The following is a 24507-nucleotide window of genomic DNA, read 5'->3' on the forward strand; positions in this document are numbered from 1 at the left end:
AATTCTCCTCAAATTACGCTTTCAGCTTATACAGTCCCTTGCTGATTTGGATGAACAACTCTGTATTATTGCCGGGGTTACCCAATCTATGTTTTGGGAGAAAGGTGGAAGCATAGGTAATCCCAAGCGCTGTATCCACATCAGCAGCCCTAAACTCATCAGGGATTGCCCCCTTACTCAAAGCTGTTTTAATACCTCGTATCGTTTTTCGTTCCATTACTGTAACTCGGCATTGTTACCCGGATCTTTTATAAATGACCGGATAGTCCTTTGTGCATCCCATGGGTCGGTAATCTCCAGAAACGCCCAACGCCCAAAACCACCATGGTTATTCACTGCTGGTATCCAAAGGTTACGAGCGGCCGATACCTTGGCAACTTTGTCTTTTTTCCGTTCGCCCGTTACTTCAATAATCAGGTTCAGCAAATCACTCTTTCCGTCATTGATACGAACAATATAATCCGGCATGTAATTACTGCTCTGCCCATCCAACGCGTAAGGAATGAAAAAGTTCATGCCGTGATTTTTTACATAGCAGACCACTTCATCCATTTCCTCAATTGCCTGTGCCATCTTCTGCTCCCAGGATTCAGTGTCAGCCACTACATGAGAAACATGGCATTTTGCCGGGTCAGTCACATATACGGGCCTGGTGGTATCAAAATCCACATACCGCGTTGAGCCGATGTGGTCGTACGGTCTTAAAATGGGCTTCAATCTTTTCGGCCCGCTATCGGATGCAGTTATCGCTGTGTAGATCCGGTCGGACGCGTCATGTGCCATTTCGGAAAGAAACAGCATTTGCGGAAACGCATTATCTTTAAGTGTCAGGCATTCATTCAGCCAACGCCGGGTTATATCTACCAGTTGCGGGAAAAACCAGTATCTGGAGTCATGACCATCGCGGAAGTATTTATCCAGCGTAACTTTGGCCAAATGAAAAACCAGTTCTTGTTGCCGTTTTTCCTTAAGCGCTCCGAGGTCATGGGTGCTAATGTCACCCACTATTGGCGCATTTTCAGTCCGCGTGGGAATATCAGCGGTTGAAAGGGACATATTAGAGTCCTCCGTGAATTTGACGGCCAACTTCTCGGCAGGAAACTCATAACGATACCCGTTTAACCGGGGAAAGGTTATTTCACAGGCGACCCGCTCTTCCAGGGCGCGGACTCTCACCGGCTGTGGGCCGGGTTTTGGATCTTTTGCGGAACCTGAGCATGGAATAAAGGAGAAAGGCACACCGTACACTTCAGCGTACTCCGGCGAAAACATTCCATTATCATCCGGTACATAACTCATACGCCGCAGGGCGCGACCAACCACCTGTTCACACAGGAGTTGCGTGCCGAAGGCACGCACGCCCATGACGTGAGTGACGGTATTGGCATCCCAGCCTTCGGTCAGCATAGACACGGAAACAACACATTTAACGTTCTCGCCGAGTCGGCCGGGTTTGCCAACTGTGTTCATCACCTCACGGAGAATATCCTCATCGGTCAGCTTTTCCGCGTCCCGACCGGGGAAGCGCACACAATAATCATGCTTGAATTCCTGTATAGCTAAAGCTGCCGCCTTTTTGAAATCGTCACTTATGCTTTCCCCGGAATCAAGTTGTTCACTGTCAATCAGGATGCTGTTAGCAACGGCCAGAGGGTTACCGTATTCATCGGTATTTCTAAAAATTGGTAGATTTCCGGGGACGATAGTGGTTGAATCATCCGGCAATTTCTTTTCCCAGCCGGAAATCCAATCATATACCAGCTTGGAGACGTTGGTGTTATTACACACCACGATGAATACCGGAGGGGTCAGCCCGGTAGACCTCCCCTCTACATTAGCTTCCCATTTGCGGTAATATTTCTCGTAATTCCCGTAAAGGCTGTGCAACGCCCCCTGGAGTTCCTTGGGCAATTCCGGTTCGCCGCTGTCGCTGGCGTCGTTGCTACTGCGGCCTTTTTTGGGCAGATGGTCCCTGATCAACGTCCAGATATTCCGGTACGTCGGCAATTCGCCGGTCATAGAATCATCGCTGACCGGTACACGCGGCACCTTTACAATGCCGCTTTCAATGGCATCAATGAGTGAGAAATCAGAAATCACCCACGGAAAAAGCGTCCCCTCTGAGTAACCGGAACCGCGCAGGAAGAAAGGTGTGGCAGAGAGGTCATAAACAGCTTTAATACCGATCTTGCGTTTTATTGCTTCCAGCCCGCTTATCCAGACCCGCGCTTCTTCCTCGCGTCTCTCCGCTTCTTTTCGTTCGTCGCCGGTAAGTTTAATGTCTTCTCCATCGTTACGGCGCCGGTAACAATGGTGAGCTTCATCATTGATGACAATAATATTTTTCTTCGTCCCCAACTCACGGCAGACACGGCGCACCATTTGATCCGGCGTCTCAGTTAAGGCGCTAGCTTGCCCTTTTGCCAGAATGTCTTTGGTTAGCTTACCGGCCTTCACCAATTCCCGTTGTTTGAAGGCATGAAAATTAGTGATTACTATCTTGGCTTGCCCAATTTCCTGAAGCTGCTCTTTGGTCAGGATATCGCGCTGAAGATAATAATTTTGAGGGTCGTTAGGCAACAATACCCGCAGGCGGTCCCGGATGGTAATACCCGGCGTCACGATAAGAAAGGTATCAGTAAATCGTGTATCCTGCGGGTTGGCTTTCTTATTGAGTACATGCCAGGCAATCAGCATGGCCATGACTACGGTCTTACCGCTGCCGGTGGCCATCTTAAAGGCAATTCGGAAAAGGTCGGGATTCGCTAATCTGTTGAATTCACGCAGCTCGTTTTCAATCCATGAATCGCCATATTTTCCGGCTACCTCGGTTAAATAAATGACGGATTCCAGCGCTTCAATCTGACAGAAAAATAACTTACGTTCCCGTTCCGGGTTAGTCCAGTATTCAAGTAATCTACGGGTAGCTGTAGTAATGCCGACGTAGCCGCCTTTGCGCCACACGGAAACCCGGCCGCGCACACGGTTGATAAATTCATTTTCTTGAATGCGCTCTTCCGTCCACTCTGTACCGAACGCAAGTTGTTTCCCTTTTGATTTAGGTCGTGCGATAGGCACAAAGTAGGTACTGATTCGACGGGATTCTATAACCTCATCGGTAATTCCTTCACTGGAGAAGCGAAAGTGCCTTACAGGTTCTATAAAGGCTGAGTTTAGAACGGGGTTTTCAATTACGACTTGAGTCACGACACTCCTTAGTTAAGTCGTTAGATACCAAAGGCAAAACTGGTTATATGCTAACTACAAATAGCTCATTAGTCAATCAAAATATCGGGCGGGCTTCGTTAATGGGGGACCGAGATTGCCACGTCGCTACGCTCCTCGCAATGACGGGGAAGGCGAGCTGTCAGCAGTCAGCCATCAGCTTTCAGCTACGATTAACCAGGCGGGCTAGGCATGCCTAGCCCCTACGGATACCGAAATGACGGGGGACGGGTGGGCAGTTTGCAGTACGCAGTGATTAGAACGTGGATCCCACGCTTTCGCGTAGGATGACAAACCCGTCAAGCGGGAAATCCAAAATCCTAATACCTAAATCCTTGTATCTTTAATTGGTAGTAAAATATCTGTTGATGGGAGACAGATCGAAAAATTCCAGGTGTCCCAACACCGTTGTTTAGCAAGGTCGTCTCCCAAATAATCCCGGAAAGCCCGGACAGTTGCGCGGGTCATTAAAGCCCGTATCTGCAAGGATGGGATAAGGGAAAAAGGAGATGCATGGAAATGGAAAGTTTTGTCGGCATCGATATCTCCAAAGCCACCATTGATGTAACGGTACACGAGAGCAAGGAACACTGGACCTTTACCAACGATGAAAATGGCATCAAGAAGCTGACCAATCTGATGCGCAAGGTCTCTCCCGATCTGATTGTCATGGAGTCCACCGGCAGTTACGAAGTCGCCGTCGCCTATGAATTGAGCGCCTGCGGCTACCCCGTGGCAGTAGTCAACCCTCGTCATATCAGGGACTTTGCCCGCTCTACAGGTCTTCTGGCCAAGACTGACGTCTTGGATGCCAGAGTCATCGCCCGTTTTGCCGCCACCATCAAACCGGCACCCCGGGTATTGCCGGATGAAGATACCCAGAGGCTGGCGGCGATCATGTCCCGGCGAAGACAGTTGGTAGCTATGCTGACAGCGGAAAAGAACCGCCTGGGTCAGGCAAACCGCATCATAAAAGAACGGATTGCCCAGCATATTAGCTGGCTGGAACAGGAACTGGACGATATCAACAAAGAGTCGGGCAGTATGATTGAAACCAATCCTGAGTGGAAAGAGAAAAGCGACATCATGCAAAGCGTGCCTGGAGTAGGTCCCAACCTGTCCCTGACTTTGCTTTCCGACCTGCCTGAACTGGGCAATCTGAATCGCAAACAGATTGCGGCTCTGTGCGGCTTGGCACCTTTCAATCGTGACAGCGGTCAAATGCGAGGTAAACGATCTATCTGGGGAGGCCGGAGCAGCGTACGGGCCGCTGTTTACATGGCGGCCTTTTCGGCTGTTCGCTGGAATCCCTTGCTCAGAGAATTCTATCAACGATTGGTGGACTCGGGTAAACGGCGCAAGGTAGCCCTCGTGGCCTGTATGCGTAAATTGCTCTGCATACTGAATGCCATGCTGAAAAACAGGACTGTCTGGAACGCCCAAATTATTCATCCGCTGGTTTCTTGTCCTTAGTTTTCATTACAGTTGCTAAACAAATTCTAAATAACAATATTAAATGACCGAAACAAGGCCGAGACTGCTTCGGCAGTAGCCTCGCAGTGACGGATAGGAGTCAATGACTGGGGGGGGCAGTTTGCAGTTTACGGTACGCAGTTTGCAATTTGCTGTATTCAGTTTTCAGGAATCGGTGGTCAGGCATTAGAAACCGAATACCGAGTGTTCAACTCATATCTTTTTCCCGGTTTCCAGCATATAATTACCGCGGGTGAAACCGCGGAGAATTAATTAAATGGATGATTTCTGGCAGTCCTTCTTACTGACCTTTGTGCCGCTGTTTATTGTGGTTGACGCCATCGGGAATCTGCCGTTTGTGATAGCGTTAACCGAAGATTCCGACAAGTCGGAGAGACGGCGCATAATTAATGTGGGGGTCTTCACCGCGGTCATTGTCGGGTTGATCTTCCTATTCTTCGGCCGGATTCTCCTAAATGCCATGAATATTTCCATGGGGGCCTTCAGCATTGCCGGCGGCATTGTGCTGCTGGTGCTGGCGATCCGGTACATGACCACCGGCCATATGGTGCAGGTGATCAAAGAGGAGATGGTGGCGGTGGTGCCGATTGGGACGCCGCTGGTGGTAGGCCCGGCGACGATTACCACGCTGTTGCTGCTGGATATCCAGTTCCCGATTTATATGGTGCTGCTGTCATTTTTGCTGAATATCGGGATTACCTGGATGATATTCAGTTCCGCTGGGTTGTTTATCCGGTATATGGGGCTGGGGGGATTAAGGGCGGTGTCACGGGTGTTCAGCCTGCTGCTGGCGGCATTGGCGGTGAATATGATGATACAGGGGTTGGAGTTGGTGGGGATAGTGGGGGGAGGCGAGCTGTCAGCAGTCAGCCATCAGCTTTCAGCTTCTTAGTTCACAGTTTACAGTGGACAGCAACTGTAATGGAATCCTAATGACAAGCAACCAACGGATGAATGATTTGGGCGTTCCAGACAGTCCTGTTTTTCAGCATAGCGTTCAATATACAAAGCAATTTACGCATACAAGCCACCAGAGCTACCTTGCGCCGTTTGCCCGAGTCCAACAGACGTTGATAGAATTCTCTCAGCAAAGGGTTCCAGCGAACAGCTGAAAAAGCAGCCATGTAAATAGCAGCGCGTACGCTGCTTCGACCTCCCCAGATAGACCGTTGGCCTCGCCTTTGACCGCTGTCACGATTGAATGGCGCCAAACCACATAATGCCGCAATCTCTTTACGGTTCAGGTTGCCGAGTTCAGGCATGTCAGAAAGCAAAGTCAGAGACAGGTTAGGACCTACTCCAGGTACGCTTTGCATGATATCGCTTTTCTCTTTCCACTCAGTGTTGCTTTCTATCATGCTCCCCGACTCTTTGTTGATATCATCCAGTTCCTGCTCCAGCCAGCTAATATGCTGTTTAATCCGTTCTTTTACGGTATGGTTTGCTTGACCCAGGCGGTTCTTTTCCGCCGTCAGCATGGCTACTACCTGCCTGCGCCGGGCCATGATCGCCGCCAGCTTCTGAGTGTCTTCATCCGGCAAAATCCGGGGTGACGGCTTAATGGTGGCGGCAAAACGAGCAATGACTCTGGCATCCAGGCCGTCCGTCTTGGCCAGAAGACCGGTAGAGCGGGCAAAGTCTCTGATATGGCGGGGATTGACCACCGCCACGGAGAAACCGCGGGCGCTCAATTCATAAGTCGCTGCGACTTCGTAACTGCCGGTGGACTCCATGACGATCAGGCTGGGGGATACTTTACGCATCAGACTGGCCAGCTTCTTGATACCATTTTCGTCGTTAGTAAAGGCCCAGTGCTCCTTGTTTTCGTGTACCGCTACATCAATGGTGGCTTTGGAGATATCGATGCCGACAAAACTTTCCATTTCCATGCATCTCCTTTTTCCCTTATCCCATCCTTGCAGATACGGGCTTTAATGGCCCATGCAACTGTTCGGGCTTTCCGGGCTTATTCGGGAGACGACCCCGCTGTTTAACGGTGTTGGAGCACCTAGTAAGCATCGGTCTGTCTCCCGTTAACAGATATTTTACTATTTAGTTAAAGATACAAGTAAGCAGTTACCGCGATAGAACGTGGATCCCACGCTTTCGCGTAGGATGACAGGGTGGGCAGTTTGCAGTACGCAGTTTTCAGTATTCTGTCTTTAACTAACGGGGTACGAGTTGGTTGATTTCCGTCTCCAGATTGCGGAGTCCGTTGATAATTTCTTCAAACTCAGGCACATTGCCAAAAAACATCGGGTGCATATTCAGGTAGTCTTTTTGAAGCTCTTTCAAATGCCCGTCTTGTGGTAATAATCTGAATGTCCCAGGCATTGCTGCGTCATAATCCGCCCAGGCAGCGTAATAGTATTTCTTTTTATGTTCCACCACGCTCTCAAGCAACCCCAGGTCCTGAAGAGCAGTATCTTTCGCCTTTAGCCGGCTAAGGCAAAATAAATCATAGTAATGCCGTGAATAACGCCGGGGAAATCGGCCATTATCCAAGCGGTGCGCTTCCTGATGTAGTATGGTGGCTTTTTCCCATAACGTTCGTTCAATGGTAACAGTCGGTATAGACGAAATTGATTTGGAAAATTGCCCTGGAAACTGCTGTGCCGCATAAGACGAGATTTCTCTGACAGCGTTCGGTGTCCATGCCGCCAAAGGGCCAATCTCCAGAATTATCTCCGGCTTTATGGCATCAAGAGAAAAGGATTTGGGATAACGGATCAGTATATTTTGTTGATTGTTTTGGTCAATATGCACATCAAAGTTTTCAGTCACTGCCAAACCCGTAAGATCATTGAGGCAGACTGGTAAAAATGTATTTTGTAAAAACTCTGCGCAGCGCTTATTAACGTCAACATTGAATTTATCCTGTTGACTCCTGGATCTGCTTTCGGACAAATCATCTTCAGAAATCCCAAGCAGCCCGGTGTCTACTATTAAGTCAATATCTTCGGAAAAACGTTCAATCGCATTATATGCTTTGGAAAGACTGGTGCCGCCTTTGAATATGAATTTATCCTTCCACAGGCTTTTTTCAAATATATAGTCAAGAACCCAGCAGACCCAGAAGTCCTTTTCAATTATGGCTTCATGAACCCGCATGCGCTGAGCTGTTTCCCGGAACAGCTCACGTCTGGCCTCCTCGCGTAATCGGGCTACTCTATACATACGTCTCGCCTTTTAACATCCAGTTCTTTAATAATTTCATAGACCCAGGCTGTGGAGTACTTTGCTTCCCTGAGAGCGATTTTAATTTCTCCGGGCGTCAGCTTTGCCATGATTTTGTTTTTAACGGCATTATCTATCTGTGATTCCCCAATGTTTTTGAGTGCTTGAACAAGCAGAGCGGTTCCGCCGGACAATTTAGTGGTCTCTTTGTTGGTACGATGCTTAAAGGTCAAGGTCCCGTTATCCCATTCGTAGTGTTTTGTCGGCCCGTCACTCAGATACTGGTATCGGGCAGGAATCTGAGTTGAAAGACCCAGAATATTTGCAGCCGTATCACCGGTTGGCATAATTGTCCAGCCATGGGCCCGCGCTATTGCCCGGGCAATAGCATATGGATCCGGCGCGGCTGGCGCGTCAAACAGAGTACTCGGCCGCGGATAATCATAAACACCGTGCATAAGTCTGCGGATGGTTCCGGCGGTTGTTAAGCGACTAAGGATTTTCCTTGCATTTTCATGGCTGGCGATATCCAAAAAGTCTTTGGCGATAAACACCCACCCTCTGCCATGTCCGTAGATTCTTTGTCGGATCTTTTTTGCCGTTTCGTTGTTCATATAAGGCTCCTCATTTATGTCACATATTTTAGGTATTATTTGTGACATTGTCAAGGGGGGGGAGCGGCTATCAGCAGTCAGCTTTCAGCTTTCCGCTGGAATTTCTAAATCCTAATTTCTAAATCCAAAACAAATCACAATATTAAAGGTCCAAAATACCCAACAAGGGACCGAGATTGCCACGTCGCTTCGCTCCTCGCAATGACGAGGTGAGGAGCTATCAGCAGTCAGCCATCAGCTATCAGCTACGTTTAACCGGGCGGGCTAGGCATGCCTAGCCCCTACGGATACCGAAATGACGGGGGACGGGTACGCAGTTTACGGTAGACAGTGATTAGAACGTGGATCCCACGCTTTCGCGTAGGATGACATGGTGGGCAGTTTGCAGTACGCAGTTTTCAGTATTCTGTCTTTAACTAACGGGTTCCAAGCCGGTTGATTTGCCGCTCCAGGCTATTGAATTCGTCATTGGATATTCTATTCTTGCAATCCAAACCAAAATCTCTATAATGGGCCTTTATGTTTGAAAATAGGACAACCGGATAACACTCCAGACAACGACTATGAACACCAATACAATAAATTCAGACACACCCACGAATAATTATGCATTCATTGATAGTCAGAATCTGAATCTTGCTATCAGGGATCAGGGTTGGACACTAGATTTCTTGAAATATCGCCAGTACCTGACCAAGAAATATGGTATTACCAAGGCGTTTTTGTTCATTGGCTTTGCTCCCGAAAACCAAAACATGTACACAAACCTTCAGAAAAACGGTTACGTTCTGGTGTTTAAGCCCACACTGAAATTGCCTGATGGAAAAGTTAAAGGTAACGTTGACGCAGAGCTAGTGCTGCATACCATGATAGAATTCGCTAATTTTGACCAGGCTCTCATCGTTACCGGAGATGGTGACTTTTTTTGTCTGGTGGACTATCTACATAGAAAAAATAAGCTTCTGAAGTTGATGATACCAAACCAGTATAAGTACTCATCCCTTTTAAGGGGATTGATGTCCCACATCGTCTTTATGAATAATCTTAGAAAAATTCTGGAGTATAAATAAGAAGAGAGGCATTGCTGCCGGACAAGCCCCGCAGATTGGCCTCTCATCGTGATCCGTTTACCATTTTAGTATCACTGGTGTTAATTGTCAATGGTTACCGAGCTGTCAGCCGTCAGCGGTCAGCTTTCAGCTTTCAGCTTTTTAGTTCACAGTTTACAGTGGACAGTAAGCAGTTACCGCGATAGAACGTGGATCCCACGCTTTCGCGTAGGATAACGGGGTACGGGGTGGACCGAGATTGCCACGGCCGCCAGAGCGGCCTCGCAATGACGGGGTGGGGAGCTGTCAGCTGTCAGCCGTCAGGTATCAGCTTTCCGCTGGAATTTCTAAATCCAAAACAAATCACAATATTAAAGGTCCAAAATACCCAACAAGGGACCGAGATTGCCACGTCGCTTCGCTCCCCGCAATGACGGGGGATGCGAGCTGTCAGCAGTCAGCGTTTTAGTTTACCGTATGCAGTTTTCAGTAGACAGTATTACCGGGCGGGCAGGTCTTAGACCTGCCCCTACCAAACGTTATTAGGCTATTGTTGCTAGATTGCCACGGCCACCGAAGCGGCCTCGCAATGACGGGGGATGGTTATGAAGCACGGATATGAAACCATATTCTTATTGACAAAGGCGCTGTGGGCATTTAGACTCAAACTGAATAAAACTGGGAGGACGCTCCGATGAAATTAGTAGTTGTCGGTCTGGGACAGGCCGGAGGCCGGATTGCCGATGAATTCGCTCGTATCGCCATCAAGGTCAGGCAGGACCGGGGTCTGCGGATTGTAACCGATATACTGGCGGTGAATACCGACACGGCGGATCTGTCCTCGCTGGTTAAAGTTAAAAAGGATCAGCAGCACCGGATATTGATCGGGGGCGGGCAGACGCATGGTCACGGCGTGGCCAAGATATCCGAGATGGGCGCCGAGATAGCCAGGAGCGAAAAGGACAACCTGATCGGCATCGTTAAAAAGAACGACCGGTTTTATGAGGCCGATGCCATTATGCTGCTGGCTTCGGGCGGCGGCGGTACCGGTTCCGGGACGCTGCCGGTGGTGGCCCAGGCGTTTAAGGAAAGCTTCCGCGACAAGCCGGTTTATGCCATGGTGGCCCTGCCCTACGAGCATGAGCGGCAGACCGAGGAACGGGCTGTTTTTAACACGGCGATGTGTTTGAAATCCACCCACGCGGTGACTGACGCCATTATTCTGGTGGACAATCAGCGCTTTATCCGCAAGGCCCAGTCACTGGCGAATAATTTCCAGAAGATCAATGAACTCATCGTGGCGCCGTTTTACAACCTGCTGGCCGCCGGCGAGGAGAACAAACCCAAATACATCGGCTCTTCGGTGCTGGACACCGGCGATATCAAGGAAACGCTGGTCGGCTGGTCCGGCATCGGCTACGGGACGGTGGACGTGGATATCATTCCCAAGTTCCGCGGGGAAAACAACTACCTGAAAAAGAACATGGAATCCCAGCGCGGACTGTATGCCATGGATGAGGCGCTGGCGGAGATGTCGGTGGCCATCAATCCGGTGGACGCCGGGCGTGCGGCGCTTTTGGTATCCGGACCGGCCAAGGAAATCAGCCTGGATATGATTGCTGACCTGTCCGAGCGGCTTCGGGAAGTGGCGCCGCAGGCGCAGCAGCGCATGGGCGATTATCCGCGGGAACGCGGCGTCATGGATGTCAGTATTATTATGTCCGAGTTGGCGGACCTGGCTATTCTGCGGCAGTTCTTCCAGGATTCCAAGGAATTGGCGGTGGAGTTCAAGGAGCGCCAGAAGCTCCGGGCGGTGAAGGCCGATCTGACTGAGGAAGCGGCGCGGGATGTGCCGTCGTTGTTGGAATGAGGCGAGCTCGCAAGGACAGTGAAATACTACCAATACTACAAATACTACCAATTTCCAATATTTGAATAAGGGTACCGAGATTGCTTCGCCGAAGGCTCGCAAGGACGGGGGCGAGCTATCAGCTATCAGCCGTCAGGTATCAGCTTTTTAGTTCACAGTTTACAGTTCACAGTTTACAGTAGGCAGTGATTAGAACGTGGATCCCACGCTTTCGCGTAGGATGACAGAAGGCGAGCTATCAGCCGTCAGCCGTCAGGTATTGAGTTCACAGTTTACAGTTCACAGTTCACAGTTTACAGTTCACAGTTCACAGTTTACAGTTCACAGTTTACAGTTCACAGTTTACAGTTCACAGTTCACAGTTTACAGTTTACAGTTTACAGTTTACAGTAGGCAGTGATTAGAACGTGGATCCCACGCTTTCGCGTGGGATGACAGAAGGCGAGCTATCAGCTATCAGCCGTCAGGTATCAGCTTTTTAGTTCACAGTATACAGTTCACAGTTAGCAGTAGGCAGTATTACCGGGCGGGCGAGGCATGGCCTCGCCCCTTCATTAGTTACTGGCGGGGTTTGGCGTGGGGCGGGTTTCGTTGTACAATGATTCAATTATTCCGTTTTTGGGGCCGTAATACGCCGGTAATAACGGACGGATAATTTGCCAACTTTGGTCAATCAGGCTATACTAACCTATAACTTTTGGCCTAGTACCCCCCGGAGGCTGGACACCCTATGTTAACTCAATTCGGCTATGTCGGGCTTTTTCTAATTATTGCGATCGGCTTCATTTTAGTGACGCTGGGTATTCCGGCGCTGCTGGCCCGGCTGACCAAAATCGTGCCGCGCAATCCCAGCCCGATCAAACAGGAAACCTATGAGTGCGGTATGGAAACGACCGGCCGCTCCTGGGTGCAGTTCAACTTCCGATATTATATTTACGCGTTGATGCTTATCGTCATGGATGTGCTGGCGGTGTTCCTCTACCCGTGGGCAGCCAGTCTGGGCGACCTGGGGGTGGGGGCTTTCTTCATCGCCGTATTCTTCCTGTTTATGGTCAGCGTGGGTTATTTTTACGCCTGGAAGAAAGGGGCGCTCCAATGGCAATAGAGCAGCCGTTTAACTACGCTTATTCCGACCTGGAGCTGGATGCCCGCGAGGGCGAGTGGGTGGAAAGCTTCTTTCGGGATAATCAGACGCCGATTGCCGACCCGGCTGCGTGGCTGAGCGAAGATGCGTTGCCGCCGAATGTGCTGCTGACCAGCGTGGACAAGGTGGTCAACTGGTCCCGGCGCTACTCCATGTGGCCGGTGACCTTCGGGCTGGCCTGCTGCGCCATTGAGATGATGACCATGGCGGCTTCCCGGTTTGACCTGGCGCGCTTCGGGATGGAGATCTTCCGGGCCTCGCCGCGGCAGGCGGACCTGATGATCATTGCCGGAACGCTGACCTGGAAAATGGCGCCGTGGCTGCGGCGGATTTACGACCAGATGCCCGACCCCAAGTGGGTGCTGGCGATGGGTTCCTGCGGCGTTACCGGCGGACTGTTTAAGGATTCTTATTCCGTGGTGCCGGGATTCAATAAGGTGGTGCCGGTGGATGTGTACGTCCAGGGCTGTCCGCCCCGGCCGGAAGCGCTGCTCCAGGCTATTCTGGATATCCACGCCAAGGTGGATAAAATGAGCCCGACCCGCAAGGCGGTGCAGCCCTGATGCCGGAGCAGGATTTAGCCCATATTGCCGCCCGGCTGAATAAAGAGTTCGGCGAAGGCACTGCGGCGGCCGATGACCTCCGGCTGATAATTTGTGCTGAGCGGTTAAGCCAGGCGGCGACGCTGCTCCGGGACGCGCCGGAGTACGGCTTTGATTATTTGAATTCACTGACCGCGGCGGATCACAAGACCCATTTTTCCGTGGTCTATCACCTGACCGCGCTGGAAGCCGGCCGGCGGCTGAGCTTCAAGGTGGACCTGGACGACCGGGAGAATCCGCTGCTGCCTTCGGTCATCAGTGTCTGGCGCGGCGCCGACCTCCAGGAACGCGAAGTATTTGATATGTTCGGCATCACCTTCAGCGGTCACCCCAATCTCAAGCGGTTGTTCATGTGGGAAGGCTTCCCGGGCTATCCGCTGCGAAAGGACTGGGTGAACCGTGACGTTTAAGACCGAGCATTATGTCATCAATATCGGCCCGCAGCACCCCAGTACCCACGGCGTTTTCCGCCTGCGGCTGACGCTGGACGGCGAGGTCATTGTGGATGTGGAGCCGATCTTCGGCTACCTGCACCGGGGGATGGAGAAACTGGCCGAAGGCCGGAATTACACCAAGAACATCCCGCTGACCGACCGGCTGGATTACCTGGCATCCATGATCAATAACCAGGGCTACTGCATGGCGGTGGAAGACCTGCTCAAGATTGAAGTGCCGGAGCGGGCGCAGTATATCCGGGTCATCATGGCCGAGTTGCAGCGCATCGGGGCGCACCTGGCCGGCATCGGCTTTTTCCTCAACGACATCGGTGCTTTCATGACGCCGCTGCTGTATATGTTCCGCGAACGGGAAAAAATCGTAGAGCTGTTTGATATGGTCTGCGGCCAGCGGTTGAATTATAACTACATGCGCTTCGGCGGTGTGGCCATGGACCTGCCCGATGAATTTTTACCGGCGCTGAAAAAGCTGCTGAACGAATTACCCGGCTTTATAAATGAATACGATCAACTGATCACCACCAATGAGATTGTACTGGTGCGCTCCAAGGGCGTGGGCATCCTGCCGCGGGAGATGGCCGTCAATACTTCCGCCGCCGGGCCGGTGCTGCGGGGCAGCGGGGTAAAGTGGGACCTGCGCAAGAACCGGCCCTACTCTATTTACGACCGCTTTGAATTTGATATTCCGGTGGGCGAACACGGCGATACCTATGACCGCTACCTGGTGCGCATGGAAGAGATGCGCCAGAGCGTGCGGATTTTGAAACAGGCGGCGGCGCAAATACCCGAAGGCGAGTATATGGGCAAGGTGTCCAAGCTGATCCGGCCGCCGGCCGGGGAGACCTATACCGCGGTGGAAGGCGCCAAGGGGGAGCTGGGCTTCTATATCATTGCCGACGGCTCCGAAAACCCGTACCGCTGGCATGTGCGCGCCCCCAGCCTGATCAACCTGACGGCGCTGCGGGAGATGCTGATCGGCTGGAAGGTGGCTGACCTGATGGCTATCTTCGGCAGTATTGATATCGTGATGGGCGAGGTGGACCGGTAATGGACTGGGGACACTTCCTGATCTTTACGGTGATACTCTTCGGCTTTGTTATTTCCGGCGTGCTGTTCTTTATCTGGTACGAACGCCGCGGCCTGGGGCGCTTTCAGCTCCGGCCGGGCCCGAACCGGGCCGGACCCTTCGGGCTGCTGCAGCCCATTGCCGATGCGGTCAAGGTGCTGCTGAAGGAAGACCTGGTGCCGGCGCTGGCCGACAAGCCGGTGCATTTCCTGGCGCCGCTGGTGGCCTTTGTGCCGGCGATGGCCGTATTTGCGGTGATTCCCTTCGGCGACGGGGCGCTGCTGGCCGACCTGAATATCGGTATTCTGTATATCATGGCGGTCAGTTCCATGATCGTCATCGGCATCTTCATGGCCGGCTGGAGCTCCTCCAACAAGTATTCCCTGCTGGGCGCGATGCGCACCATTGCCCAGGAAGTCAGCTATGAGATACCGCTGGTGCTGTCCATTCTGGGGGCGGTGATGCTGGCGGGGTCGCTGTCGCTTAACGACATCGTCAAGGCCCAGGACGTGCCGTTCATTTTATTACAACCGCTGGGTTTCCTGATTTATATGACTGCCGCCATGGCCGAGATCAACCGGACGCCGTTTGACCTGCTGGAAGCGGATTCTGAGATTATTGCCGGTTTCCAGACGGAATACTCCGGCATGAAATTCGGACTGTTCTATCTGACTGAGTACGCGGAGACGCTGTCGGTATCGGCCATCGCCAGTACGCTGTTCCTGGGCGGCTGGGCCGGCCCGGCTTTCCTGCCCGGCTTTGCCTGGCTGATTTTGAAGATTATCGCGGTGTTCAGCTTGATCCTGTGGGTGCGCGCCACTTTCCCGCGGCTGCGGATTGACCAGGTGATGGCCTTCTGCTGGAAGTTCCTGCTGCCGCTGGCGCTCCTGAACCTGCTGCTGACCGCAGTGCTGGTGCTGACCGGGCTGAACGACCAGTTATGGCTGGCTATCCCGCTGAACCTGGCGCTGGCGGTGGTGCTGATTATCGGCCTGAGCCGGCAATACAAAACCGGAGGCGGCCATGCCGTCAATTAAGAACTTCGGCGAAGGACTGTGGCGCGGCTTGAAGATTACCTTCAAGCACCTGGGCCGGAAGTGGATTACCGTCCAGTATCCGGAGCAGAAGCTGACCATGTCCAAACGGGTCCGCGGGACCGATATCATCTGGGACCGGGAGAGTTGTATCTCCTGCCGCGCCTGCGAACGGGCCTGCCCGGTGGGCGCCATTAAGATGGAGGTATCCCGGGGGGAGGATAAGAAACTCCAGACCGATGATATTACGACCGATCTGGGACTGTGCATCTACTGCGGGCTGTGCATTGAATCCTGCCCGACCGGCAAGTCCATATACCTGGGTTACAATTATGCCAATACCACCTACCGCTGTACCCAGTGCGCCACGGCCAAGACCGGCACCAGCCCGTCCGACGGGCGCTGCGGCGAGCTGATACTGAGCAACGACGCCCTGCTGCCGGACGATATCAAACGGCCCCGCTCCGGCTACTACCGTCCGGAACGGGCTGCCGAACTGCCGGAGCAGACGCTGCTGGTGTATAAAACCACCTATGCCGAAGACCGCCGCAATAAGAAGGAGGGCAAATAATGGAGATTGCCTTTTTCATCTTTGCCGCCGGTATCATCGGCACGGCGCTGGCGGTGGTGCTGCTTAAGAATATCTTCCGCGCCTCGCTGATGCTGGTGCTGTGCTTCTTTTTGATTGCCGGGCTGTTCATTACACTGTTTGCCGACTTTCTGGCGGCGATCCAGGTGCTGATCTATGTGGGCGCCATCTCGGTGCTGATTATTCTGGCCATCATGCTGACGCGCGAGATCCAGACCGGCAACCTGTCCAACCGGCTGAAGACCCCGGCGCTGTTTGCCGGCGGCGGGGTGACGCTGGCGCTGATTGCCACCACGGTGACGACTGACTGGAATATTTCCGCCGCGGCGCCGGCGGAGGATACCACGGCATCACTGGCCGCACTGCTCTTTGCCGCCGACGGTTATATGCTGGCGGTGGAAATGGCGGCGGTGCTGCTGCTGACCGCGATTATCGGCGCGATCATCCTGGTGAGGGATAACAAATAATGGAAATCGGCCTGAATCATTATCTGGTGTTGTCCGCGGTGCTGTTCGGCATCGGGCTGTGGGGCGCGTTGTCCAAACGCAGCGCCGTGGTTATTTTAATGTGCATTGAACTGATGCTGAATGCGGCGGCCATCGCCATGGTGGCCTTTTCCCGTTATGTTACCCCGGAACTCTTAACCGGGCAGGTATTCACCATCTTTATTATCGTAGTGGCCGCAGCGGAAGCGACGGTGGCGCTGGCCATCATCATGAATATCTACCGCAGCCGCGACACCATAGATGCCACCAAGATTGATTTAATGAAATGGTAGAGAGAGTGAACGCATAGTGATTACGGCACCGTTTGTCTGGGCGATCCTGTTGCTGCCGCTGGCGGCCTTCGCTCTTATTGCTCTGGTGCTTAAGCCGCTGAAGACCGCGCCGGCCTTGAGCGGCTATGTCAGCATTACCGCCATCGGCGCGGCTCTGGGGCTGTCGCTGTGGGCGCTCTTCGGCGTGATCGGCGCCGAGCATCACGAAATCTTTATCGCGCCGCTGGAATGGGTCAACGTGGCCGGGCTGACGATCAACTTCGGCATTATACTGGACGGACTGACCGCGGTGATGCTGGTGGTGATTACCTTTGTGGCGCTGATGGTCAATATCTACTCCCAGGGGTATATGCACGGCGACCCGGGCTACCCGCGTTATTATGCCTTCCTGTCGCTTTTTGCCACGGCGATGATCGGCCTGGTGCTGAGCGATAATCTGTTTATTACCTTTGCCTTCTGGGAACTGGTGGGGCTATGTTCCTACCTGTTGATCGGCTTCTGGTTTGAACGCCCGGCGGCGGCGATTGCGGCTAAAAAGGCCTTTATTGTCACCCGCATCGGCGATTTCGGGTTCCTGGCGGCTATCCTGCTGCTCTTTGCCAACACCGGCACGCTGGACATCCGCGAGCTTAATGAACTGGCGATAGTCGGCATACTGGCCGGCGGCGTGCTGACCTGGGGCGCACTGGGTATCTTCCTGGGCGCGGTGGGCAAGAGCGCCCAGTTCCCGCTGCACGTCTGGCTGCCGGACGCCATGGAAGGCCCGACGCCGGTTTCGGCGCTGATCCACGCCGCGACCATGGTGGCCGCCGGTGTGTTCCTGGTGGCCCGCACTTACCCGATGTTTGAACACTCGGCCACGGCGCTTACCACGGTGGCGGTGGTGGGCGGCATTACCGCCATCTTTGCCGCGACCATGGGGCTGGTGATGCACGATATGAAGCGGGTGCTGGCCTATTCCACCATTTCCCAACTGGGTTATATGATGCTGGGTCTGGGCACCGGCGGTGTGGCGATTGCCATTTTCCACCTGATGAATCACGCCTTCTTCAAGAGCCTGCTGTTTCTGGGTTCCGGTTCGGTTAACCATGCCACCGGCACTTTTGATATGCGCCGGATGGGCGGACTTAAAAAATACATGCCTAAAACCTACTGGACGATGATGATTGCTTCACTGTCCATGGCCGGCATCTGGCCGCTGTCCGGTTTCTTCTCCAAGGACGAGATTGTGGCCGGTTCCGCCACGCAGCCGGTACTGTTCACGCTGGCGCTGATTACGGTTTTTATGACCGCGTTTTATATGTTCCGGCTGATGTTCATGAGCTTCCACGGTAAGTACCGGGGCGAGGGGCATCCGCATGAGTCCCCGCTGGTGATGACGGCACCGCTGCTGATACTGGCGGTACCGGCCGCCTTCTCCGGCTTTTTGAACCTGACCGGCGGCTTCGGGGCGTTGTTCGGTCACGGGGAGAGCGTCAGTATTCTTAAAGGCTTGTTCGGCGCCTTCAGCCATGGGGAAACCTGGCTGTCGCTGGGGCTGGCCGGTTCCGGTATCCTGCTGGCTTATGCCATCTATATTAAAGGCTGGGTGAACGCCGACAGCATCAGCCGGCGCTTCGGGGCGATATACGAACTGGTTAAGCGCAAGTACTTTATGGATGAGCTGTACGAGAAGGTTATCGCTGAGTTAGTGCTGCTGCGCGGCGTGTTTGCCGGATTCCATTTCTTTGACAGCCGCATGCTGGACAACGGCCTCAATACCCTGCTGGTGCAGAATATTATTACCCGTAAGCTGTTCGGCAAAATGCGCTATTTTGATGAAAAGGCCGTGGACGGGGCGGTTAACGGGGTGGCCGACGGCACGGTGGCCGCCGGTTCGGTGCTGCGCCGGGCGCAGACCGGGCAGCTTCAGACGTACGGTTTATTTATTTCAATGGGAATTTTAGTCATTGTCGTGGCGGTTTTTCTCGCCGGTTAGAGGAGGTGTTGTTTAATTGGATATGCCCTATTTAACACTTACGATTGCTATCCCGATACTGGGAGCGCTGCTGATCGCCCTCTGGCCGCGGCTGTGCAGTAAGACCATCCGGAATATTTCTCTGGCAGCCACTATCCTGCCGCTGATCTTTTCCATCATTGTTTTTGCCGGCTTTGACCGCTCGGCGGCGATGAACGGCGTCATCCAGTTCAGCGAAAAGATATCCTGGATTCCGCTGATCAACGCCAATTACTCTCTGGGCGTGGACGGCGTGTCTTTGCCGTTTCTGCTGCTGACCACTTTGCTGGGCTTTCTGGTAATCCTCATCTCCTGGAAGATTGACCTGCGGGTGCGGGAATACTTTGCCTGGATACTGCTGCTTCAGGCCTCCATCACCGGCGTCTTCCTGTCCCAGGACTTTCTGTTGTTCTTCATTTTCTGGGAACTGGAACTGATCCCGATGTACTTCCTGATTGCCATCTGGGGCGCCGGACGCCGGGAATATTCCGCACTGAAATACGTGTTGTATACCCTGCTGGGCGGGGCTTTCATTCTGGCCGGTATTCTGGTGCTGTTCTTCGGCACCGGCTCACTGGATATGGCTTATCTGGCTTCGGCCGATTTAACCGGACTGCTGGCACCTGGCATGCTGGCGCTGGCCTTTGTGTTTTTCTTCCTGGGCTTTGCCATCAAGCTGCCGGTGTTTCCGTTCCATACCTGGCTGCCGGACGCACATACTGACGCGCCGACCGCCGTTTCGGTGGTGCTGGCCGGGACGCTGCTGAAAATGGGCGGCTATGCCATGATCCGGGTGAACGCCGCCATGTTCCCCGATGAAGCGCTCACCTTTGCGCCGTTTATCCTGGTGCTGGCGGTTATCAGCATTGTGTACGGCGGCGCGGTGACGCTGAAACAAACCGATATCAAGCGGCTGATTGCCTACTCTTCCGTCAGCCACATGGGCTTTGTGCTGCTGGGTATTTTTGCCCTGGGTCATCTGTCTATGATCGGCGCCGCGTTGCAGATGGTGTCGCACGGTATTATCACCGGCCTGCTCTTTGCTATTACCGGCGTGGTGATGCATAATACTCACGAACGGTCTATTCCCCTGTTAGGCGGTTTGACCCACCAGATGCCGCGGGCGGCGGTTATCTTCATTCTGGGCGGTCTGGGCGCTATGGCGGTGCCGGCGACCTCCGGCTTTATTGCTGAGGTGTGGACCTTTATCGGCGCCTTCTCCAGCGGCGTGGTGCCGGGGATTGAAATCTATACCATTTTCTCACTACTGGGTATTCTCCTGGCGGCGGCTTACATCCTGTGGACTGTCCAGCGGGTGTTCTTCGGCCAGCCGTTGCCGAAGTTTGCCAAAGTGAAGGACGCCGACCGGGTGGAAGGTCTGTTTGCGGTGATTTTTGTTATCGCCATGTTTGTCATCGGGTTGTACCCCCGGATTCTGACCGATGTTTTTGAAGGCGGCATCAAACCTATCGCCGCGCTGTTCGGAGCGAGTTAAGTGGAATTCCGTTACCTGATACCGGAGCTGATTGTGCTGGGGACGGCGGTAGCCGTGATTCTGGCCGACCTGTTCGTCAAGGAGAAGAAATGGCTGACCATCCTGGCCCTGGGCGGCCTGGGAGCGGCGGTTATCGCTGCTGTTATCGGCTGGCCGGACGCGTCGCTGAGCCTGTTCGGCGGCATGATTTCCCATGATGCCTTTGCTTCATTTTTTAAAATTTTCTTCCCGGTGATGGCCGGACTGGTCATCATGGCCTCCGTGGACTGGACTCATAAGTTTGAGCGCTTCAGGGGTGAGTATCACGCCCTGATATTGCTGGCGGCAACCGGTATGATGCTGATAGCCGGCGCCACCAACCTGATTACCCTTTACCTGGCGCTGGAAATCACCGCTGTGGCGTTCTATGTACTGGTGGGTATTCAGAAGGATAAAAAGTCCACCGAATCAGCGCTGAAGTATGTGCTGCTGTCCGGCACCGCTTCTGCGGTGCTGGTGTACGGCATGGCGCTGGTCTTCGGGTTTACCGGTACCACCGGACTGGCCGAAATTGCCGCCTCACTGCAATCCATGGCGCCGGGTGCCATTCTGGATTCACCCGGTCTGCTGATGGGGTTAATCCTGATTATTGCCGGTCTGGGGTTCAAGATTGCCGCGGTGCCGTTCCAGTTCTGGGTGCCGGATGTATATGAAGGCGCACCGACACCGATTACCATGTACCTGTCCATCGCCTCCAAAGCGGCCGGTTTTGCTATCATCCTGCGGATACTGGGCACGGCTTTCCTGGAACCCGGAGCGCTGGCGCAGCAATGGGCGCCGGTGGTGGCGGCGCTGGCGGCTATCGGCATGACGCTGGGCAACCTGATGGCCATACCACAGGCCAATATCAAACGCCTGCTGGCTTTCTCCACAGTGGCTCACGCCGGTTATATCATGGTGGGTTTGGCGGCGCTGGGTAACGCGCCGGAACTGTCCAGCGTGGCTATCGGCAGTATTATTTTCTATTTAATCGCCTTTGCGGTAAGCGACCTGGCCGCTTTTATTACGGTTATCGCGATCTCCAATAAACTGAATAGCGACAACTTTGCCGACTACGCCGGACTGATCCGCACCTCGCCGTTTATGGCCGGCATGCTGACGCTGGCGCTACTGTCGCTCATCGGCTTTCCGCCGACGGCGGGTTTCCTGGCCAAGTTTTATATCTTTGCCGCCGGTGTGCAGGCCGATTTGCTGTGGCTGGTGGTGCTGGCGGCGGTTAATACCGTTATTTCCGCTTACTATTACTTCGGCGTCATCAAGGTACTGTGGATGCGGGAACCGGCGCAGCAGACCGGGGTGACGGCGTCCGGGGCGTTGAAAACCGCGCTGGCGGTGTCTTCCTTCGGCATTCTGCTCTTCGGCATCCTGCCGGCGCTGGCCATGAAGCTGGCGGAAACGGCGGCGGGGGTGTTTGGGGGATAAGGCTATCAGCCATCAGCTTTCAGCTATTAGCTGAGAAATCCTAATCCCAAATTTCTAATTTCTTGTATCTTTGATTGGTAGTAAAATATCTGTTGATGGGAGACAGATCGAAAAATTCCAGGTGTCCCAACACCGTTGTTTAGCAAGGTCGTCTCCCAAATAATCCCGGAAAGCCCGGACAGTTGCGCGGGTTAAACAAGCCCGTATCTGCAAGGATGGGATAAGGGAAAAAGGAGATGCATGGAAATGGAAAGTTTTGTCGGCATCGATATCTCCAAAGCCACCATTGATGTAACGGTACACGAGAGCAAGGGACACTGGACCTTTACTAACGACGAAAATGGCATCAAGAAGCTGGCCAATCTGATGCGCAAGGTTTCTCCCGATCTGATTGTCATGGAGTCCACCGGCAGTTACGAAGTCGCAGCGACTTATGAATTGAGCGCCTGCGGCTACCCCGTGGCGGTAGTCAACCCTCGTCATATCAGGGACTTTGCCCGCTCTACAGGTCTTCTGGCCAAGACTGACGTCTTGGATGCCAGAGTCATCGCCCGTTTTGCCGCCACCATCAAACCGGCACCCCGGGTATTGCCGGATGAAGACACCCAGAGGCTGGCGGCGATCATGTCCCGGCGAAGACAGTTGGTAGCTATGCTGACAGCGGAAAAGAACCGCCTGGGTCAGGCAAACCGCATCATAAAAGAACGGATTGCCCAGCATATTAGCTGGCTGGAACAGGAACTGGACGATATCAAAAGAGTCGGGCAGTATGATTGAAACCAATCCTGAGTGGAAAGAGAAAAGCGATATCATGCAAAGCGTGCCTGGAGTAGGTCCCAACCTGTCCCTGACTTTGCTTTCCGACCTGCCTGAATTGGGCAATCTGAATCGCAAACAGATTGCTGCTTTGTGCGGCTTGGCTCCTTTTAATCGTGACAGCGGTCAAATGCGAGGTAAACGATCTATCTGGGGAGGCCGGAGCAGCGTACGGGCCGCTGTTTACATGGCGGCCTTTTCGGCTGTTCGCTGGAATCCCTTGCTCAGAGAATTCTATCAACGCCTGGTGGACTCGGGTAAACGGCACAAGGTAGCCCTGGTGGCCTGTATGCGTAAATTGCTCTGCATACTGAATGCCATGCTGAAAAACAGGACTGTCTGGAACGCCCAAATCATTCATCCGCTGGTTTCTTGTCCTTAATTTTCATTACAGTTGCTAAACAAATTCCAAATCACAATATCAAATGACCGAAACATAAAAGCCTTCAGCAGTCAGCCGTCAGGAATCGGCTACTTACTTTACCAGGCGGGCGAGGCATGCCTCGCCCCTTGTATCTTGAGACAGTGCTATCATTAAGTGAAGCGCGGCAGGCCGTTCGCCCCTTGGTCTTAAAGACCGTTCGTAGCATGGGTCGCCGCGCCGAAATACCTCTCCAGATCCCGAACAGTTGTCGGGGCGAGGATTCTCAGCCCGTATACGCAAGGAAGGGAGAGACAGGAGGAAATCTCATGGCAACGCTCTGTTATTTCGGCATCGATGTCTCCAAAAACCGCCTGGATGTGGCGGCAAACCCCGATGAGTCTTCATGGCAATTCTCCAATGATGAGAAGGGCATCAGCCAATTGCTGACCCTAATCAGCAAACACTCCCCGGAACTGGTGGTATTGGAGCCGACCGGCGGTTATGAAATCCCGGTGACCGTGGCTCTGGCCGCTGAAGGCGTAAAAGTGGTGGTCGTCAATGCCCGCCAGATCAGGGAATACGCCCGGGCAATAGGCAAATTGGCCAAGACAGACAAGATTGATGCATCGGTCATTGCCAGTTTCGCGGCGGTCATCAAGCCGGCAATACGGCCGGTGAACGATGACCAGGCCTTGAGGCTCAAGGCTACAGTAAGCCGGCGCCGCCAGTTATCTGATATGGTCAAAGCGGAGACTTCCCGTCTGGACAAACCTTATCATGAAGAAATTAAACTCCACATTCTTGCTCACATCGCATGGTTGCGTGAGGAACTCAGCCGCATAGACGATGATTTGAAGCAGATGATTCAAAACAGTCCGGTATGGCGTGAAAAGGACGAGTTGTTAAAGAGCGTGCCGGGCATCGGTAATGTACTGTCTGCGGTTATTCTGGCTGAATTGCCTGAACTGGGCACCCTGAATCGTAAACAGATAGCAGCTTTGGTTGGCGTGGCACCATTCAATAGAGACAGCGGAGCCATGAGAGGCAAACGAATGATTTGGGGAGGCCGGGCCACGGTCAGGGCTGCACTTTACATGGCGGCCCTGGTAGGTATTCGGTACAATCCCTTAATCAGCGAGTTCTATTATCACCTCCTGAGCCACGGTAAAGCGAAAAAGCTGGCACTGGTCGCTTGCATGAGACGTCTACTTACCATCTTGAATGCAATTATCAAACACCGTACTGAGTGGAAATATGCCTAACCAAGACAGTTGCTAC

General features: G+C 53.2%; 21 protein-coding genes and 1 pseudogene. 17 read left to right on the plus strand and 5 right to left on the minus strand.

The genetic code is table 11. The features are described 5' to 3' along the window. Positions 1-13 precede the first annotated feature (13 nt). Positions 14-217, minus strand: a complete 204-nt coding sequence (locus tag V8247_RS09005; protein ID WP_338737507.1) for a hypothetical protein — start codon at positions 215-217, stop codon at positions 14-16. Then, positions 217-3207 (minus strand): BPTD_3080 family restriction endonuclease, encoded by a 2991-nt coding sequence (locus tag V8247_RS09010; protein WP_338737508.1) that lies wholly within the window; start codon positions 3205-3207, stop codon positions 217-219. Before V8247_RS09010 ends, V8247_RS09005 begins: the two co-directional genes overlap by 1 nt. 537 nt (positions 3208-3744) lie before the next feature. On the opposite strand from V8247_RS09010, the gene V8247_RS09015 reads away from it, so the two are divergent. Next, positions 3745-4698 (plus strand): IS110 family transposase, encoded by a 954-nt coding sequence (locus tag V8247_RS09015; RefSeq protein ID WP_375340891.1) that lies wholly within the window; start codon positions 3745-3747, stop codon positions 4696-4698. Positions 4699-4975: 277 nt separating this feature from the next. Next, complete coding sequence (locus tag V8247_RS09020; RefSeq protein ID WP_338737510.1) at positions 4976-5611, plus strand: MarC family protein; 636 nt, start codon at positions 4976-4978, stop codon at positions 5609-5611. Positions 5612-5648: 37 nt separating this feature from the next. Here V8247_RS09020 and V8247_RS09025 read toward each other — a convergent pair whose 3' ends face one another. From V8247_RS09025 to V8247_RS09035, 3 genes are all read right to left on the minus strand, one after another. Continuing rightward, positions 5649-6602: an IS110 family transposase gene (locus V8247_RS09025; protein ID WP_375340892.1), complete on the minus strand. Its 954-nt coding sequence runs from the start codon at positions 6600-6602 to the stop codon at positions 5649-5651. A gap of 283 nt (positions 6603-6885) precedes the next feature. Further along, complete coding sequence (locus tag V8247_RS09030) at positions 6886-7896, minus strand: nucleotidyl transferase AbiEii/AbiGii toxin family protein (protein WP_338737512.1); 1011 nt, start codon at positions 7894-7896, stop codon at positions 6886-6888. After that, positions 7884-8510 (minus strand): DUF6088 family protein, encoded by a 627-nt coding sequence (locus tag V8247_RS09035; protein WP_338737513.1) that lies wholly within the window; start codon positions 8508-8510, stop codon positions 7884-7886. The genes V8247_RS09030 and V8247_RS09035 overlap by 13 nt, the downstream gene beginning before the upstream one ends. Before the next feature lie 563 nt (positions 8511-9073). Here V8247_RS09035 and V8247_RS09040 point away from each other — a divergent pair. The 15 genes and pseudogenes from V8247_RS09040 to V8247_RS09110 all read left to right on the plus strand — a co-directional run bounded on the left by V8247_RS09040 (position 9074) and on the right by V8247_RS09110 (position 24491). Then, positions 9074-9580: an NYN domain-containing protein gene (locus tag V8247_RS09040; RefSeq protein ID WP_338737514.1), complete on the plus strand. Its 507-nt coding sequence runs from the start codon at positions 9074-9076 to the stop codon at positions 9578-9580. A gap of 673 nt (positions 9581-10253) precedes the next feature. Further along, entirely contained in the window at positions 10254-11429 is a 1176-nt protein-coding gene (locus V8247_RS09045) for a tubulin/FtsZ family protein (protein ID WP_338737515.1), read from the plus strand. Positions 11430-12159: 730 nt separating this feature from the next. Continuing rightward, positions 12160-12534 (plus strand): NADH-quinone oxidoreductase subunit A, encoded by a 375-nt coding sequence (locus V8247_RS09050; protein ID WP_338737516.1) that lies wholly within the window; start codon positions 12160-12162, stop codon positions 12532-12534. Next, complete coding sequence (locus V8247_RS09055) at positions 12525-13136, plus strand: NADH-quinone oxidoreductase subunit B family protein (protein WP_338737517.1); 612 nt, start codon at positions 12525-12527, stop codon at positions 13134-13136. The genes V8247_RS09050 and V8247_RS09055 overlap by 10 nt, the downstream gene beginning before the upstream one ends. Then, positions 13136-13585, plus strand: coding sequence for an NADH-quinone oxidoreductase subunit C (locus tag V8247_RS09060; RefSeq protein ID WP_338737518.1), 450 nt, complete (start codon positions 13136-13138; stop codon positions 13583-13585). The genes V8247_RS09055 and V8247_RS09060 overlap by 1 nt, the downstream gene beginning before the upstream one ends. Continuing rightward, entirely contained in the window at positions 13575-14678 is a 1104-nt protein-coding gene (locus V8247_RS09065) for an NADH-quinone oxidoreductase subunit D (RefSeq protein WP_338737519.1), read from the plus strand. Before V8247_RS09060 ends, V8247_RS09065 begins: the two co-directional genes overlap by 11 nt. Beyond that, complete coding sequence (nuoH, locus tag V8247_RS09070) at positions 14678-15733, plus strand: NADH-quinone oxidoreductase subunit NuoH (protein WP_338737520.1); 1056 nt, start codon at positions 14678-14680, stop codon at positions 15731-15733. The genes V8247_RS09065 and nuoH overlap by 1 nt, the downstream gene beginning before the upstream one ends. Further along, positions 15720-16301, plus strand: a complete 582-nt coding sequence (locus V8247_RS09075) for an NADH-quinone oxidoreductase subunit I (RefSeq protein ID WP_338737521.1) — start codon at positions 15720-15722, stop codon at positions 16299-16301. The genes nuoH and V8247_RS09075 overlap by 14 nt, the downstream gene beginning before the upstream one ends. Further along, positions 16301-16786, plus strand: a complete 486-nt coding sequence (locus tag V8247_RS09080; RefSeq protein WP_338737522.1) for an NADH-quinone oxidoreductase subunit J — start codon at positions 16301-16303, stop codon at positions 16784-16786. The genes V8247_RS09075 and V8247_RS09080 overlap by 1 nt, the downstream gene beginning before the upstream one ends. A 5-nt stretch (positions 16787-16791) precedes the next feature. Then, positions 16792-17097 (plus strand): NADH-quinone oxidoreductase subunit NuoK, encoded by a 306-nt coding sequence (gene nuoK, locus V8247_RS09085; RefSeq protein WP_338739378.1) that lies wholly within the window; start codon positions 16792-16794, stop codon positions 17095-17097. A gap of 16 nt (positions 17098-17113) precedes the next feature. Then, entirely contained in the window at positions 17114-19075 is a 1962-nt protein-coding gene (nuoL, locus tag V8247_RS09090; RefSeq protein ID WP_338737523.1) for an NADH-quinone oxidoreductase subunit L, read from the plus strand. Positions 19076-19097: 22 nt separating this feature from the next. Continuing rightward, a complete protein-coding gene (locus V8247_RS09095; RefSeq protein WP_338737524.1) occupies positions 19098-20588 on the plus strand; it encodes an NADH-quinone oxidoreductase subunit M in 1491 nt (496 codons plus the stop codon). Then, complete coding sequence (locus tag V8247_RS09100; RefSeq protein WP_338737525.1) at positions 20589-22049, plus strand: NADH-quinone oxidoreductase subunit N; 1461 nt, start codon at positions 20589-20591, stop codon at positions 22047-22049. A gap of 246 nt (positions 22050-22295) precedes the next feature. Then, positions 22296-23247 (plus strand): annotated as a pseudogene (locus tag V8247_RS09105) (IS110 family transposase). A 308-nt stretch (positions 23248-23555) separates the two neighbouring features. Then, positions 23556-24491, plus strand: coding sequence for an IS110 family transposase (locus tag V8247_RS09110; protein ID WP_338736829.1), 936 nt, complete (start codon positions 23556-23558; stop codon positions 24489-24491). Positions 24492-24507 lie beyond the last annotated feature (16 nt).

Source organism: Dehalogenimonas sp. W (assembly GCF_037094495.1).
Lineage (GTDB): Bacteria > Chloroflexota > Dehalococcoidia > Dehalococcoidales > Dehalococcoidaceae > Dehalogenimonas > Dehalogenimonas loeffleri.